We start from the raw sequence: 14,133 nt of genomic DNA on the forward strand, positions 1-14,133 counted from the left end.
AGGCTAAAAACAAACACACCGAACCAGACAACATAGTCGCTGTTTCGGGTTGCTGCGCAATCCGGCGTCCTGCCAGGCGCTAATGGGCGGTTTCAGCCACCGCCCAGCGGCGAGGGATGCGGATGCATCACCGCGCGCTGACGTTCTTCCTCCAGGAATTTCATGATGATCGGCGCCACCGCCTCGGCCCGGGTGATCAGGAACAGATGGCCGTCATCGATGATGTGCAATTGGGCGTTGGGAATGCGCCAGGCCAGCATGCGCATGTTGATCAGTGGAATCAGCGGGTCGTCATCGCCGGCCAGCACCAGGGTCGGCTGGTGGATCTTGTGCAGCCAGTGGATGCTGGTCCAGCCGAGGCCGGCGAACAGTTGCCAGTAGTAACCGAGCTTGCCCGCCGAACGCACCTTGGCTGCGTGGCTGGCCGCCAGGCTCGGGTCGCGGCGGAACGAACCACCATAGATCAGTGGCGCGATACGCATCACGTGGGACGGTTGAACATAACGCCGGGGGCTGGCCATCATCCACAGCACCTTCGGTTTGCCCGGCACCATCACCGCCCCAGCCGCCGTGGCCGCCAGTACCAGCTTCTTGCAGCGCTCCGGGTAGTCGTAGGCGAACTGCTGGGCCAGGGCGCCGCCCCAGGATACGCCGATCACGTTGACCTGCCCGTAGTCGAGGTAATCGAGCATCCGTGCGGTGAGTTTGGCCAGGCCCGGAAAGCGATACGGCCGGTTGGGCGTCGATGAACCGCCGACGCCGGGCACGTCAAAGGCGATGACTTCCAGGTCCGGGTCCAGGGCCTGGATGAACGGAAACACCAGCTCCAGGTTGGCGCCGATGCCGTTGAAAATTAGCAATGGCGTCAAGTGAGGCTTGCCGGGACGTACCGCGGTGCGCAAGGTCTGGCCATCCAGATCGACGGTACGGAAGATGTACGGTTGCGGCATGCTTCAAGCCCTGTGGGTCATGTCTCGGGTTACCAGTGTTCGGTCTGTCGGACCGAGTCGCGGCCTTCGCGAGCAAGCCCGCTCCCACATTAGATCGGTTGCGAACCTGAAACTCATGTTCACAGCCAAACCCAATGTGGGAGCGGGCTTGCTCGCGAAGACGGCCTTGCATTCACCGTTAATGTCGGCTGCCGGAGTGCATTCGTGAGCACGCCCACCCCCCCAGCAGACGAGTTGCATCCATCACCGCTCATGCACATAGGTGCCCGGTGCCGCTTCACCGGCCGGGTAGGCCTTGTTGCCCAGCACGGTCGGGGCTTTTTTCAGTTTGCCCGAGCGCTCGGCCTGCCAGGCCTGCCAGTGCAGCCACCAGGAGTCGGTGTGCTTGGTGGAGTTTTCCTGCCAGTCCTCGGCCTTGGCCGGCATGTCCTCGCCGGTCATGTAGCGCGACTTGGGGTTGCCGGGCGGGTTGAGAATGCTCTGGATATGACCGCTGCTCGACAGCACGAACTCCACCTTGCCGCCGAACAATTGCGCGGACTTGTAGCAGGACTTCCATGGCGTGATGTGGTCGTTGGTGCCGGCCAGGGAGAAGATGTCGGCGGTGACCTGCTTGAGGTCGATGGGCGTGCCGCACACTTCCAATGCGTTGGGGCGGATCAGTGGATTGTTCTTGAACATTTCGATGAGGTCGCCGTGGAACGCCGCCGGCAACCGTGTGGTGTCGTTGTTCCAGAACAGGATGTCGAACACCGGCGGTTCGTTGCCCAGCAGGTAATTGTTGACCCAGTAGTTCCAGATCAGGTCGTTGGGGCGCATCCAGGCAAAGACCTTGGCCATGTCGCGGCCTTCGAGTACGCCGGCCTGGTAGGAGTGGCGCTTGGCCGCTTCCAGGGTCTGTTCATCGACGAACAGCGCCACGTCGGTGTCCAGGGTGGTGTCGAGCACACTCACCAGCAAGGTCAGGGCATTGACCTTTTTCTCGCCGAGGGCGGCGTAATGGCCCAGCAGCGCGGTGCAGGTGATGCCACCGGAGCAGGCACCGAGCATGTTCACGTCCTTGCTGCCGGTGATGGCCGTGACCACGTCCACCGCTTCCTTGAGCGCCTCGATGTAGGTCGACAGGCCCCATTCGCGCTGGGCCTTGGTGGGGTTGCGCCAGCTGACAATGAACGTCTGTACGTTGCTGCGCAGGCAGAAGCGCGCCAGGCTCTTGTCCGGACTCAGGTCGAAGACGTAGAACTTGTTGATCTGTGGTGGCACCACCAGCAGCGGTCGCTCGTGGACCTGCTCGGTGATGGGCCGGTACTGGATCAGCTCCAGCACGTCGTTGCGAAACACCACGGCGCCTTCGGTCACGCCCAGGCTCTTGCCGACCTCGAACGCGCCCATGTTCACCTGGCTCGGCATCCCGCCGTTGTGCACGATATCCTTGGCCAGGTGGGACAGTCCGTCGAGCAAGCTCTTGCCGCCGGTTTCGAAGAAGCGCTTGACCGCCGCCGGGTTGGCCGCCGAGTTGGTCGGGGCCATGGCTTCGGTCATCAGGTTGATCACGAAATGCCCGCGGCTGATGTCCGCGGGCGGCAGGTTGCTGTCGTCGATCCAGGCGTGCAGCTCCTTGCGCCACGCCAGGTAGGTTTGCAGGTAACGTTTGTAGAGTGGGTTCTGGCTCCACGCCGGGTCGGCGAAGCGACGGTCGTCACCGGCCGGTTGCAGCTCGGACTTGCCGAACAGGACGTTCTTGAGCTCGACGCCGAAATGGGCGACGTGCTTGACGCTGTGCAGTGGTTGCTTGATGGCCTGGGTCAGCACCATCCGGGCAGAGGCCAGCAGGTCTTTCCTGCGCAAGCCGACGACGGGATTCAAGCCCAGGGTGTTTTCCGAGGCTTGGTACTTCAACTCATCGTTGTTCTTGTTGCTCATCTACGACGCTCCATTGTCCTTCAGACGAGTACCGGGATCGTGCCATGAAGCCGCAAGGCCAATACCAGGTACGCTGCTCGGGGTGACCATAAATTCCGCATCGAGGGCAATGAGGAAACGTGTGCCAGGAACTCGCCGGTTCCTTTGCAGGGAACTTGCCAGCTCCATTGGTTACCCGAGTTTAATTTTTTTCGCAAGCAGGCCAGTCATTGACGTTGCTGCGCGGGCATTCAAGCAGATGAGTCTAGAAAATTCGCCCTAAAGCGCCAGCCCTTGAGTTAGAGCATCAGCTTGACGACGGACTCGTTCGGATCGCGGGTTTTTCCGGCGGCCTTGAGTTCGCCAAGATAATCGTTCCACAAGTCTTGTTGGCGCACCGCCAACTGGTAGAGGTAGTCCCAGGTGAACAAACCGCTGTCGTGGCCGTCGTCGAAGGTCAGTTTCAGTGCGTACTGGCCGGCCGGTTCGACCTTGGTCAGGGCAACGTTGAGCTTGCCGTATTGCAGGATGGGTTTGCCATGGCCCTGGACCTCGGCGGAAGGCGAGTGCACCCGCAGGAATTCGGCGGGCAGGTGGTACTCCTCGTCTGGCGCGTATTTGAGCGTCAGGGTCTTGGAGGCTTTGTGCAGGTTGACGGCGGTGGGGAGTTTGGTCATGGGGTCGTCAGTCTCTTGAAGCCATGTGTGAACATTATGTGGCGAGGGAGCTTGCTCCCGCTGGAGGGCGAAGCCCTCCCAAAAACTCGTTGCGATCCACCTGATTGAGCGGTGGCTTCTGGTTCTTGGGGCTACTTCGTAGCCCAGCGGGAGCAAGCTCCCTCGCCACAGGAGCTCGCTCACACTGGGGGTGGCTTACAGGATATACCGCGACAGGTCTTCGTTCTGCGCCAGCTCACCCAGGTGGCTGTTGACGTACTCGGCGTCGATGAGGATCGGCGCTTCGTTGTGGGCGCTGGCCAGGTCGCCGGCGCTGAACGAGACTTCCTCGAGCAAGCGTTCGAGCAGCGTGTGCAGGCGACGGGCACCGATGTTCTCGGTCTTTTCGTTGACCTGCCAGGCGATCTGCGCCAGGCGCTTGATGCCTTCTGGCGTGAACTCGATGCTCAGGCCTTCGGTCTTGAGCAGCGCGCAATACTGTTCGGTCAGGGACGCATGGGGCTCGCTGAGGATGCGCTCGAAGTCTTCCGGCGTCAGCGCCTTGAGTTCGACACGGATCGGCAAGCGACCCTGCAGCTCCGGCACTAGGTCGCTCGGTTTGCTCAGGTGGAACGCACCGGACGCAATGAACAGGATGTGGTCGGTCTTGACCATGCCCAGCTTGGTGTTGACCGTGCAGCCTTCGATCAGCGGCAGCAGGTCGCGTTGAACGCCTTCGCGGGACACATCGGCACCGCCGACATTGCCGCGCTTGGCAACCTTGTCGATTTCATCGATAAACACGATGCCATGCTGCTCGACCGCTTCCAGTGCCTTGGCCTTCAATTCTTCTTCGTTGACCAGGCGGCCGGCTTCTTCGTCGCGCACCAGTTTCAGCGCTTCCTTGACCTTGAGCTTGCGGCTCTTCTTCTTGCCCTTGCCCATGTTGGCGAACAGGCTCTGCAACTGGTTGGTCATTTCTTCCATGCCCGGTGGCGCGGAAATGTCGACGCCAGCCATTTCGGCCACTTCGATCTCGATTTCCTTGTCATCCAGTTGGCCTTCGCGCAGGCGCTTGCGGAACAACTGGCGGGTGTTGGAATCCTGTGTCGCGGCGGAGTCGGCGTTGAAGCCCATGCGCGCTGGTGGCAGGAGCGCATCGAGAATGCGTTCTTCGGCAGCGTCTTCGGCGCGATGGCGGACCTTGGTGATTTCCTGTTCGCGCAGCAACTTGATTGCAGCGTCGGCCAAGTCACGGATGATCGATTCGACGTCGCGGCCGACATAACCGACTTCGGTGAACTTGGTGGCTTCGACCTTGATGAACGGCGCATTGGCGAGCTTGGCCAGGCGCCGGGCGATTTCGGTCTTGCCGACACCGGTCGGGCCGATCATCAGGATGTTCTTGGGGGTCACTTCGACGCGCAGCTCTTCGGGCAGCTGCATCCGGCGCCAGCGGTTACGCAGGGCGATGGCGACGGCGCGCTTGGCATCGTCCTGGCCGATGATATGGCGGTTGAGTTCGTGGACGATTTCGCGGGGAGTCATGGACATAATAATTGGCGGTCCTCAAGCGGAAGTCTGGGCCTGGAAGGGCTTACTCCGCGAGGTCCTGCTCCTCAATAGTCTGGGTGTGGTTGGTGAAGACACAGATGTCGCCGGCGATGCCCAAGGCAGTCTCGACGATCTCGCGGGCCGACAGGTCGGTCTTTTTCAGCAGGGCGCTGGCCGCGGCTTGCGCGTAGGCACCGCCGGAACCCATGGCGATCAGGCCGTCCTCGGGTTCAACGACGTCGCCGTTGCCGGTGATGATCAAGGAGGCGTCCTTGTTGGCGACCGCGAGCATGGCTTCGAGGCGGCTCAGGGAGCGGTCGGTGCGCCACTCCTTGGCCAACTCCACGGCGGCACGGACCAAGTGGCCCTGGTGTTTCTCAAGCTGGCCTTCGAAACGCTCGAACAACGTGAAGGCGTCGGCAGTGGCCCCGGCGAAACCGGCGATGACCTCGCCGTGGTACAGGCGGCGGACTTTCTTCGCGTTGCCTTTCATCACGGTGTTGCCCAATGAAACCTGGCCGTCGCCGCCCATGACGACTTTGCCGTGACGGCGGACTGAAACGATGGTGGTCAAGGGAAGAGTCTCCACGCAGCGGGGCGAAAATGCCCGGATGGAACTCATATGGGGGTGGCGTGGGGTTTTTCAACTGCAAGGGTGCGGAGGGGATGAGTGGTCCCTCGCTGTTTTTGGCAGAGGACTTCTTTGTGGCGAGGGAGCTTGCTCCCGCTGGACCGCGCAGCGGTCCCAAGCTTTTAGGGCTGCTGCGCAGCCCAGCGGGAGCAAGCTCCCTCGCCACAAAAGCCCCCCGGCCACAGGGGGCTCAGCGAAAGTCAGCGGCTCTGGCGTTGTTGTAACAACAGGTTGCTGAACCCGCTGCCCGCCAATTGTTTCTGGGCCTTGGTCAGTTCCTCGCGGTTACTGAACGGGCCGACCAGTACCCGGTACCAGGTCTCGTCCTTCACCGTCCCGGACTCCACCGATACAGACTGGCCCAGCAGAATGATCTGCGCCCGGACCTTGTCGGCGTCGGCTTCCTTGCGGAACGAACCGGCTTGCAGGAAGAACTTCGTCACCGGCGCGGCTTTCTGCACCGGCGGGGCCGGTGGCGGCGTGATGCCGGCCAGGGCCGCCTGGGCGCGGGCGGTGTCGATTTTCGCCGCTTCGGCCGGGGTCACCGGTGTGGTGGGCACCTGGGGCACTTGTGGCGTCGGCAGGGTCTTCTCCGGCACGGCATCGGGCGGCACGATGACTTCCGATTCCGGCAGCAAGGTGTAGAAGTCGTACTTCGGCTTCACTGGTTGCGTCGGACTCGGCGGGGTCTTGTTGGCCTCGGCGATGCGCGTGGCTTTCTGCTGCTCCTGGCGGACGCGCTTGACGTCATCGCCCTGGCCCGGCTCCAGCTTCATCAAAAACACAATGAACGCGCCGACGGTCAGGCCGATGGCCATCCACAACCAGCCCGGAATCGGCTGTTTGGCCGGGGGCTGGTAACGACTGGCGCCGCGCTTGGGTGCAGGTTTTTTCTTGGCGGCCAACTTACATGCGCTCCAGGGTTTCCAGGCCGAGCAGTTCCAGGCCTTGCTTGAGCGTGCGCCCGGTCAGTGCGGCGAGACGCAGGCGGCTCTGCATTTGCTCCGGGGTTTGCGCGTTGAGGATCGGGCAGTTCTCGTAGAAGCTGGAGAACAGGCCGGCGACATCGTACAGGTAGGCGCATAGCGTGTGCGGCGTGCCTTTGTCGGCGACGTTGTTCAGCACTTCGCCGAACTGCGCCAGTTTCGCCGCGAGCTCCTGCTCCTGCGGGGCTTGGAGCACAATCTGGCCGTCTATTTCATTGAAGTCTTTGCCGAGCTTGCGGAACACGCCCGCCACGCGGGTGTAGGCGTACAGCAGGTACGGCGCGGTGTTGCCTTCGAAATTGAGCATCAGGTCGAAGTTGAAGCTGTAGTCGCTGGTGCGGTGCTTGGACAGGTCGGCGTATTTCACCGCGTCGATGCCCACGACCTTGGCGATCTTGCGCAGTTCGTCTTCGGCCAGGTCCGGGTTCTTGCCCTTGACCAGGGTGTAGGCGCGGTCCTGGGCTTCGGTCAGCAGGTCGATCAGCTTCACCGTGCCGCCGTCGCGGGTCTTGAACGGACGACCGTCGGCGCCGTTCATGGTGCCGAAGCCCATGTGCTCCATCTCCATCGGATGGGTCACGAAACCAGCCAGGCGTGCCACTTCGAACACTTGCTGGAAGTGCAGGGCCTGACGCTGATCGACGAAATACAGCACCCGATCGGCCTTGAGCACGCCGTTGCGGTAGCGCACGGCCGCCAGGTCGGTGGTGGCGTAGAGGTAGCCGCCGTCGGCCTTGACGATGATCACCGGCAGCGGCTCGCCATCGGCGGTCTTGAACTGGTCGAGGAACACACACTGGGCGCCGTTGCTTTCCACTAGCATGCCCTTGGTGCGGAGGTCGTTGACCACGTTGACCAGGTCGTCGTTGTAGGCGCTTTCGCCCATCACGTCGGCCATGGTCAATTTGACGTTCAGCAGCTCGTAGATTTTCTGGCAATGGGACAGGGAGATGTCCTTGAACTTGGTCCACAGCGCCAGGCACTCGGCATCGCCGGCCTGCAACTTGACCACCAGGCCACGGGCGCGGTCGGCGAACTCCGGCGACTCGTCGAAGCGTTGCTTGGCGGCGCGGTAGAAGTTCTCCAGGTCCGACAGCTCATCGCTGGTGATCGGGTTTTCCTGAAGATAGGCCATCAGCATGCCGAACTGGGTGCCCCAGTCGCCGACGTGGTTCTGGCGGATCACGGTGTCGCCAAGAAACTCCAGGACCCGGGCCACGCCGTCGCCGATGATGGTCGAGCGCAGGTGGCCGACGTGCATTTCCTTGGCCAGGTTGGGGGCCGAGAGGTCGACCACGGTGCGCTGCAACGGGCCGGCCTTGCGCACGCCGATGCGTTCGTCGGCCAGCGCCGCGTCCAGGCGCGAGGCCAGGGCCTGGGTGTTCTGGAAGAAATTGATGAACCCGGGGCCGGCGATGTCAGCCTTGCTGACGTTCTCGTCGGCCGGCAGCGCGGCGATGATTTTTTCCGCCAGGTCGCGAGGTTTCATGCCGGCCGGCTTGGCGAGCATCATCGCGATGTTGCTGGCGAAGTCGCCGTGGGTCTTGTCGCGGGTGTTCTCGACCTGAATCGCCGGCGACAGGCCTTCTGGCAGCACACCTTCAGCGACGAGTTGGGTGATGGCTTGCTGGATGAGCTGGCGAATGGTGTCTTTCATGGTCTTCTCTTTCAACCGCAGGCGCGGCGGCGCTTCGATGCGCTGGTGGAAAAACTGGGCATTATCCGTGGCGCGGGCGAGCTTGCCAACTGTAGCGGGTTGGTTGGTAACTATTCCAGATGGTCAGCATGCACTCGGACCCTGTGGGAGCGGGCTTGCTCGCGAAAGCGGTGGCACAGCCAATATCACCGCAACTGACCCACCACCTTCGCGAGCAAGCCCGCTCCCACAGGGGGGCAGTGGTCAATACAAATCCACCGGATCCACATCCAGCGACCAGCGCACCGCCCGCCCGCTGGGCATCTGTTCCAGTACCAGTAGCCAGGCGCTCAGCAGTCGATGCAGCGGCGCCCGGGCATTGGCCTGCAATAAAAGCTGCGCGCGATAGCGCCCGGCTCGCCGTTCCATCGGCGCTGGCACCGGCCCCAGGAGTTCAATGCCGGTGAGGCTCTGCTCTGCCAGCAAACGCTCCGCCTCGCTGCAAGCCTCATCGAGGAAACCTTCGGCCTGCCCCGGCTTGTGGGCTTCGGCCCGCAACAGCGCCAGGTGGGCAAAGGGCGGCAGGCCGGCGCTGCGGCGTTCGCTCAAGGCCTGCTCGGCGAAGGCGAAGTAACCCTGTTCGGTCAGTTGGATCAGCAGTGGGTGGTCGGCCAGGTGCGTCTGGATGATCACTTTGCCCGGTTCCTCGGCCCGACCGGCCCGGCCCGCGACCTGGACGATCAATTGCGCCATGCGCTCGCTGGCGCGGAAGTCGCCGGAGAATAGCCCGCCATCGGCGTCGAGGATCGACACCAGGGTGACCCGTGGGAAGTGATGCCCCTTGGCGAGCATCTGCGTGCCCACCAATATGCACGGCTGACCCTTCTGGATCGTCGCGAACAGTTGGTTCATCGCGTCCTTGCGCGAGGTGCTGTCACGGTCGACCCGCAACACCGGGTAGTCCGGAAACAGGATGCCCAGCCGTTCTTCGGCGCGTTCGGTGCCGGCGCCGACCGGGCGCAAATCCACTTTGCCGCACTGTGGGCAATGCCTTGGCACGCGCTCGACGTGGCCGCAATGGTGACAACGCAGCTCGCCATGGCGTTGATGCACGGTCATTCGCGCGTCGCAGCGTTCGCAGCCAGACATCCAGCCACAGTCGTGGCACAGCAGGGTCGGGGCAAAACCGCGACGATTGAGGAATACCAGCACCTGTTGCCCGGCGGCCAGGGTCTGGCCGATGGCTTGCTGCATCGGTCCGGAAATACCGCTGTCCAGCGGACGACTTTTCACATCCAGGCGCAGGAAGCGCGGTTGCTTGGCGCCACCGGCCCGTTCGTTGAGGCGCAACAGGCCGTAGCGGCCGGTGTAGGCGTTGTGCAGGCTTTCCAGCGAGGGCGTGGCCGAGCCGAGCACGATCGGGATGTTTTCCTGGCGGGCGCGCACCAATGCCAGGTCGCGGGCGTGATAGCGCAGGCCTTCCTGCTGTTTATAAGAGCCATCGTGCTCTTCGTCGATGATGATCAGGCCAGGGTTCTTCATCGGCGTGAACAGGGCCGAGCGGGTGCCGATGATGATGTCGGCCTCGCCGTCGCGGGCCGCGAGCCAGGCTTCCAGGCGTTCACGGTCGTTGACCGCCGAGTGCACCAGGGCGATCCGCGCATTGAAGCGCTGTTCGAAGCGCGCCAGGGTTTGTGGGCCGAGGTTGATTTCCGGAATCAGCACCAGGGCCTGCTTGCCGGCCTCCAGGGTCTGGCGGATCAGTTGCAGGTAGACCTCGGTCTTGCCGCTGCCGGTGACGCCTGCCAACAGAAAGGCGTGATAACTGTCAAAACCTGCGCGAATCGCTTCGCAAGCGGCCCGCTGCTCGGCATTGAGTGGCAGTTCCGGCTGGGCCAGCCAATGTTCATGGCGGGCGCCGGGGGCGTGCCGACGGATTTCCACCTGGACCAGGTCCTTGGCCAGCAACAGGTCCAGGCTGTCCTTGCTGAGCATCAGTTTGCTCAGCAGTTGATGGGCCACGCCATGGGGGTGTTGGGCCAGGGTCGCCAAGGCTTCGCGCTGGCGCGGGGCGCGAGCGATGCGGGGATCGTCCAGCGAGGCCCCCGGGGCCACCGACCAGAACCGCTCTTGGCGCGCCTCGGCCAGCTCGCCTTGGCGCAGCAGCACCGGCAGCGCCCAGCTCAGGGTATCGCCGAGGCTGTGCTGGTAATACTGGGACGTCCACAGGCACAGTTTGAACAGCGAGGCGGGCAGCGGCGGCGTGGCATCGAGCAGCGCCAGGGCCGGTTTGAGCTTGTCGGCCGGGACCTCGCTGTGGTCGGTGACTTCCACCAGGATGCCGATCATTTCCCGCCGGCCGAACGGCACCCGCAGGCGCATGCCCGGCTGCAACTGGGCGCGCAGGATCCCGGCCGGGGCGCGGTAGTCGAACAGGCGGCGCAGGGGCGAAGGCAGGGCGAGGCGCAGGATGGCGTCGGGCACGCGGGGCAATCTCAATAAACAGACATTGGGTGAGGCTGGCGCTGAATGTGGGAGCGGGCTTGCTCGCGAAGGCGGTGTGTCAGGCACATCATTTCTGCCAGATAATCCGCCTTCGCGAGCAAGCCCGCTCCCACAAGTCCCACAAGAAGGATCGCGCATGAGGCCGGGAGCCTAGCAGACGGTTGGTACAAGGCATAGCTTGCGCGAATGACGATGTCTGGTAGAATCCGCGGCCTAATTACGTGCGGTATTCAACAATAGTGTTGGGTGGCGGCACGCTAGCCTGAGGAAAACAGCATGAAAACCGATATCCATCCGGAATACCCAGCAATTGCCGTAACCTGCAGCTGCGGCAACAAGTTCGAAACCCGTTCGACCTACGGCAAAGCCCTGGCGATCGACGTTTGCAACGAATGCCACCCGTTCTACACCGGTAAGCAAAAAACTCTGGATACCGGCGGCCGTGTTCAGAAGTTCGCCGATCGTTTCGGTGCTTTCGGCAAAGTTACTCCAAAAGCCTGAGGCTGATCATTTTGGATGGTCGTCTCGACTGCTCCAGACTGATGAAGAAGGCGTCCCTCGCGGGCGCCTTTTTTGTGTCTGCGATTTGGCTCTGCGGTGCCCAGGGCGCCTGTCCTGCGCCGGGCAACCTACCCCAGGTGGCGGTGCAGCGCGTGGTGGATGGCGACACCTTGTACCTGGAGGATGGCCGCCGCATTCGGATGATCGGCCTCAATAGCCCTGAGCTGGGCAAGCGCGGCCGCGCCGACGAGCCGTTCGCCGTGGCGGCGCGCCAGCGACTCGAGGCCCTGGTGGCTGCCAGCGGTGGCCGGGTGGGCGTATTGCCTGGCAAGGACGACCGCGACGATTACGGTCGCACCCTGGCCCATGTCTACAACGCCCAGGGCGAGAACCTCGAAGAGCGCCTGATTGCCGAAGGGTTGGGGTTTCTGGTGGCAGTCGCGCCGAACGTTGATCTGGTCAGTTGTCAGCAAATGGCCGAACGTCATGCGCGCCAGGCCGGATCAGGTGTTTGGAAAAAATCCCCAGTGGTGCGAGCGGAGCAGATCAATGCCCCCGGCTTCGTGCTGACCCGTGGGCGAGTAGAAAGCGTGCAACGCAATCGCGGTGGTATCTGGATTGAATTGCAGGGGGCGGTTGTCCTGCACATTGGCCCCAATTTGCAGAGACGTTTTGATGCCTCGGCCCTGGAACGGCTCAAAGGGCGGACAATCGAGGCGCGTGGCTGGGTTATCGACCGCGCCCGGCGTGGCGGAAATAAAGCCGGTCAAGCGCGATGGATGTTGCCGTTGACTGATCCGGCCATGCTGGAAGCGGTTCTGTAGGAAAAAATTGTAGACATTCCGTCGCTATATTGTATGCATGTAGCCCTTGTGTTTCGCGGCTCTTGGCCCAAAGTCGTAGGGCAGGGCGCTTGACAGCAGTGACTGGTCAGTCTTGTGGGGACTTTGCGAGGCGCGTATCCTCGGCGGTCCGTCTGTCCAACACAGTAAAAAGCGGAATGCCCACATGTCTGATCTGAAAACTGCCGCTCTCGAATATCACGCTCATCCTCGTCCAGGAAAGCTGAGTGTCGAGCTCACCAAGGCCACCGCTACTGCTCGCGACTTGTCGCTGGCCTACAGCCCCGGCGTAGCCGAACCAGTCCGCGAAATCGCTCGCGACCCTGAACTGGCCTACAAATACACCGGTAAAGGCAACCTGGTTGCAGTCATTTCCGATGGCACCGCGATCCTCGGCCTGGGTAACCTCGGCCCATTGGCGTCCAAGCCAGTCATGGAAGGCAAGGGCGTGCTGTTCAAGCGCTTCGCCGGTATCGACGTTTTCGACATCGAAGTCGATTCCGAGAGCCCGCAAGCCTTCATCGACACCGTCAAGCGCATCTCCATCACCTTCGGTGGCATCAACCTGGAAGACATCAAGGCGCCTGAGTGCTTCGAGATCGAGCGCGCCCTGATCGAACAGTGCGACATTCCGGTATTCCACGATGACCAGCATGGCACCGCGATCGTTACCGCGGCCGGCATGATCAACGCCCTGGAAATCGCCGGCAAGACCCTGCCGGAAGCCAAGATCGTCTGCCTGGGTGCCGGCGCTGCGGCCATCTCCTGCATGAAGTTGCTGGTGAGCATGGGCGCCAAGATCGAAAACATCTTCATGGTCGACCGTACCGGCGTGATCCACTCCGGCCGTGACGACCTGAACCAGTACAAAGCCGTGTTCGCCCACGCGACCGACAAGCGCTCCCTGGCGGACGCGCTGGACGGTGCCGACGTATTCGTCGGCCTGTCGGGTCCGAACCTGCTGAGCGCGGAAAACCTGCTGCGCATGGCACCGAACCCAATCGTGTTCGCCTGCTCGAACCCAGACCCGGAAATCTCCCCGGAACTGGCTCACGCGACCCGCAACGACGTGATCATGGCCACTGGCCGTTCGGACTACCCGAACCAGGTCAACAACGTACTGGGCTTCCCGTTCATCTTCCGTGGTGCCCTGGACGTTCGCGCCAAGCGCATCAACGAAGAAATGAAAGTCGCGGCCGCCAACGCCCTGCGTGAACTGGCCAAGTTGCCGGTGCCTCAGGAAGTGTGCGACGCCTACGGCGGCATCAAGCTGGAATTCGGTCGTGAGTACATCATCCCGAAACCAATGGACGCCCGCCTGATTACCCTGATCTCCGATGCCGTGGCCAAGGCCGCCATCGAGACAGGTGTGGCGACCCTGCCGTATCCAAAGAACTACCCGCTCAAGAGCGTGGATGATGTGTTCAACGGCTAAGCCGTTGTAGCGTCAAATAAAAAGCCCCGGCTCTGTGAGTCGGGGCTTTTTTGTGCCGGTTTTGTATGAGCACCGCAGATCCCTGTGGGAGCCGAGCTTGCTCGCGATTGCAGTCTGGCATTCAACATCGAGGCAAGCTGACCCGCCGCCATCGCGAGCAAGCTCGGCTCCCACATTGGTTCGGTGGTGGACGTTGATTGTGCGACCGCCACAAATCCCTCTGTGGGAGCGAGCTTGCTCGCGATGACTATCTTCAATTCATCCCAGGCCTCTCAGCCCAACGCTCGAGCCTCAATCCAACCCTGTGGCGAGGGAGCTTGCTCCCGCTCGGCTGCGTAGCAGTCGCAAACCGGGCAATGCGGTCGGTCTATAAACATGCAGGGCCTGCTGCGCAGGCCAGCGGGAGCGAGCTCCCTCGCCACGGGTTTTGGGTTGCCTGGGCTGCCGCCATCGCGAGCAAGCTCGGCTCCCACATTGGTTCGGTGGTGGACGTTGATTGTGCGACCGCCACAAATCCCTCTGTGGGAGCGAGCTT

At 62.5% G+C, this 14,133-nt stretch carries 11 protein-coding genes; 3 read left to right on the plus strand and 8 right to left on the minus strand.

Annotated features, from left to right (window positions below; all coding sequences use genetic code 11):
• Window positions 1-92: 92 nt before the first annotated feature.
• The 8 genes from phaZ to HU767_RS17785 all read right to left on the minus strand — a co-directional run bounded on the left by phaZ (window position 93) and on the right by HU767_RS17785 (window position 10,799).
• Window positions 93-950: a poly(3-hydroxyalkanoate) depolymerase gene (gene phaZ, locus HU767_RS17750; protein WP_003186648.1), complete on the minus strand. Its 858-nt coding sequence runs from the start codon at window positions 948-950 to the stop codon at window positions 93-95.
• 243 nt (window positions 951-1,193) lie between these two features.
• Entirely contained in the window at window positions 1,194-2,873 is a 1,680-nt protein-coding gene (gene phaC, locus HU767_RS17755) for a class II poly(R)-hydroxyalkanoic acid synthase (RefSeq protein WP_186706094.1), read from the minus strand.
• A 278-nt stretch (window positions 2,874-3,151) separates the two neighbouring features.
• Window positions 3,152-3,529, minus strand: coding sequence for a DUF971 domain-containing protein (locus HU767_RS17760; RefSeq protein ID WP_186730114.1), 378 nt, complete (start codon window positions 3,527-3,529; stop codon window positions 3,152-3,154).
• Window positions 3,530-3,724: 195 nt separating this feature from the next.
• Complete coding sequence (hslU, locus tag HU767_RS17765) at window positions 3,725-5,062, minus strand: ATP-dependent protease ATPase subunit HslU (RefSeq protein ID WP_186706092.1); 1,338 nt, start codon at window positions 5,060-5,062, stop codon at window positions 3,725-3,727.
• Window positions 5,063-5,105: 43 nt separating this feature from the next.
• Window positions 5,106-5,636: an ATP-dependent protease subunit HslV gene (hslV, locus tag HU767_RS17770; RefSeq protein WP_003196958.1), complete on the minus strand. Its 531-nt coding sequence runs from the start codon at window positions 5,634-5,636 to the stop codon at window positions 5,106-5,108.
• A 257-nt stretch (window positions 5,637-5,893) separates the two neighbouring features.
• Entirely contained in the window at window positions 5,894-6,598 is a 705-nt protein-coding gene (locus tag HU767_RS17775) for an SPOR domain-containing protein (RefSeq protein ID WP_053117638.1), read from the minus strand.
• 1 nt (window position 6,599) lies between these two features.
• On the minus strand, window positions 6,600-8,336 hold the full coding sequence (gene argS / locus HU767_RS17780) for an arginine--tRNA ligase (RefSeq protein WP_186730115.1): 1,737 nt from the start codon (window positions 8,334-8,336) through the stop codon (window positions 6,600-6,602).
• 243 nt (window positions 8,337-8,579) lie between these two features.
• Window positions 8,580-10,799: a primosomal protein N' gene (locus tag HU767_RS17785; protein ID WP_186706089.1), complete on the minus strand. Its 2,220-nt coding sequence runs from the start codon at window positions 10,797-10,799 to the stop codon at window positions 8,580-8,582.
• Between the two features lie 297 nt (window positions 10,800-11,096).
• On the opposite strand from HU767_RS17785, the gene rpmE reads away from it, so the two are divergent.
• From rpmE to HU767_RS17800, 3 genes are all read left to right on the plus strand, one after another.
• The gene (rpmE, locus tag HU767_RS17790) at window positions 11,097-11,321 is read left to right on the plus strand and encodes a 50S ribosomal protein L31 (RefSeq protein WP_014336159.1); all 225 of its coding nucleotides are present in this window, start codon (window positions 11,097-11,099) and stop codon (window positions 11,319-11,321) included.
• A gap of 41 nt (window positions 11,322-11,362) precedes the next feature.
• On the plus strand, window positions 11,363-12,145 hold the full coding sequence (locus HU767_RS17795) for a thermonuclease family protein (protein ID WP_186730116.1): 783 nt from the start codon (window positions 11,363-11,365) through the stop codon (window positions 12,143-12,145).
• 184 nt (window positions 12,146-12,329) lie between these two features.
• Window positions 12,330-13,598 carry a malic enzyme-like NAD(P)-binding protein gene (locus HU767_RS17800; protein ID WP_003186625.1) on the plus strand — a complete coding sequence of 423 codons (1,269 nt, stop codon included), beginning with the start codon at window positions 12,330-12,332 and terminating at the stop codon, window positions 13,596-13,598.
• Window positions 13,599-14,133: the final 535 nt, after the last annotated feature.

Origin of the sequence: Pseudomonas sp. SWRI179 (assembly GCF_014268705.1) — a bacterium.
GTDB lineage: Bacteria > Pseudomonadota > Gammaproteobacteria > Pseudomonadales > Pseudomonadaceae > Aquipseudomonas > Aquipseudomonas zanjanensis.

Bases quoted from the DNA above. Each gene is read 5' to 3' on its own strand.
- HU767_RS17760 (WP_186730114.1), bottom strand. From the start codon at position 3,529: ATGACCAAACTCCCCACCGCCGTCAACCTGCACAAAGCCTCCAAGACC.
- argS (WP_186730115.1), bottom strand. From the start codon at position 8,336: ATGAAAGACACCATTCGCCAGCTCATCCAGCAAGCCATCACCCAACTC.
- rpmE (WP_014336159.1), top strand. From the start codon at position 11,097: ATGAAAACCGATATCCATCCGGAATACCCAGCAATTGCCGTAACCTGC.
- phaC (WP_186706094.1), bottom strand. From the start codon at position 2,873: ATGAGCAACAAGAACAACGATGAGTTGAAGTACCAAGCCTCGGAAAAC.
- phaZ (WP_003186648.1), bottom strand. From the start codon at position 950: ATGCCGCAACCGTACATCTTCCGTACCGTCGATCTGGATGGCCAGACC.
- HU767_RS17795 (WP_186730116.1), top strand. From the start codon at position 11,363: ATGAAGAAGGCGTCCCTCGCGGGCGCCTTTTTTGTGTCTGCGATTTGG.
- HU767_RS17800 (WP_003186625.1), top strand. From the start codon at position 12,330: ATGTCTGATCTGAAAACTGCCGCTCTCGAATATCACGCTCATCCTCGT.
- hslU (WP_186706092.1), bottom strand. From the start codon at position 5,062: ATGTCCATGACTCCCCGCGAAATCGTCCACGAACTCAACCGCCATATC.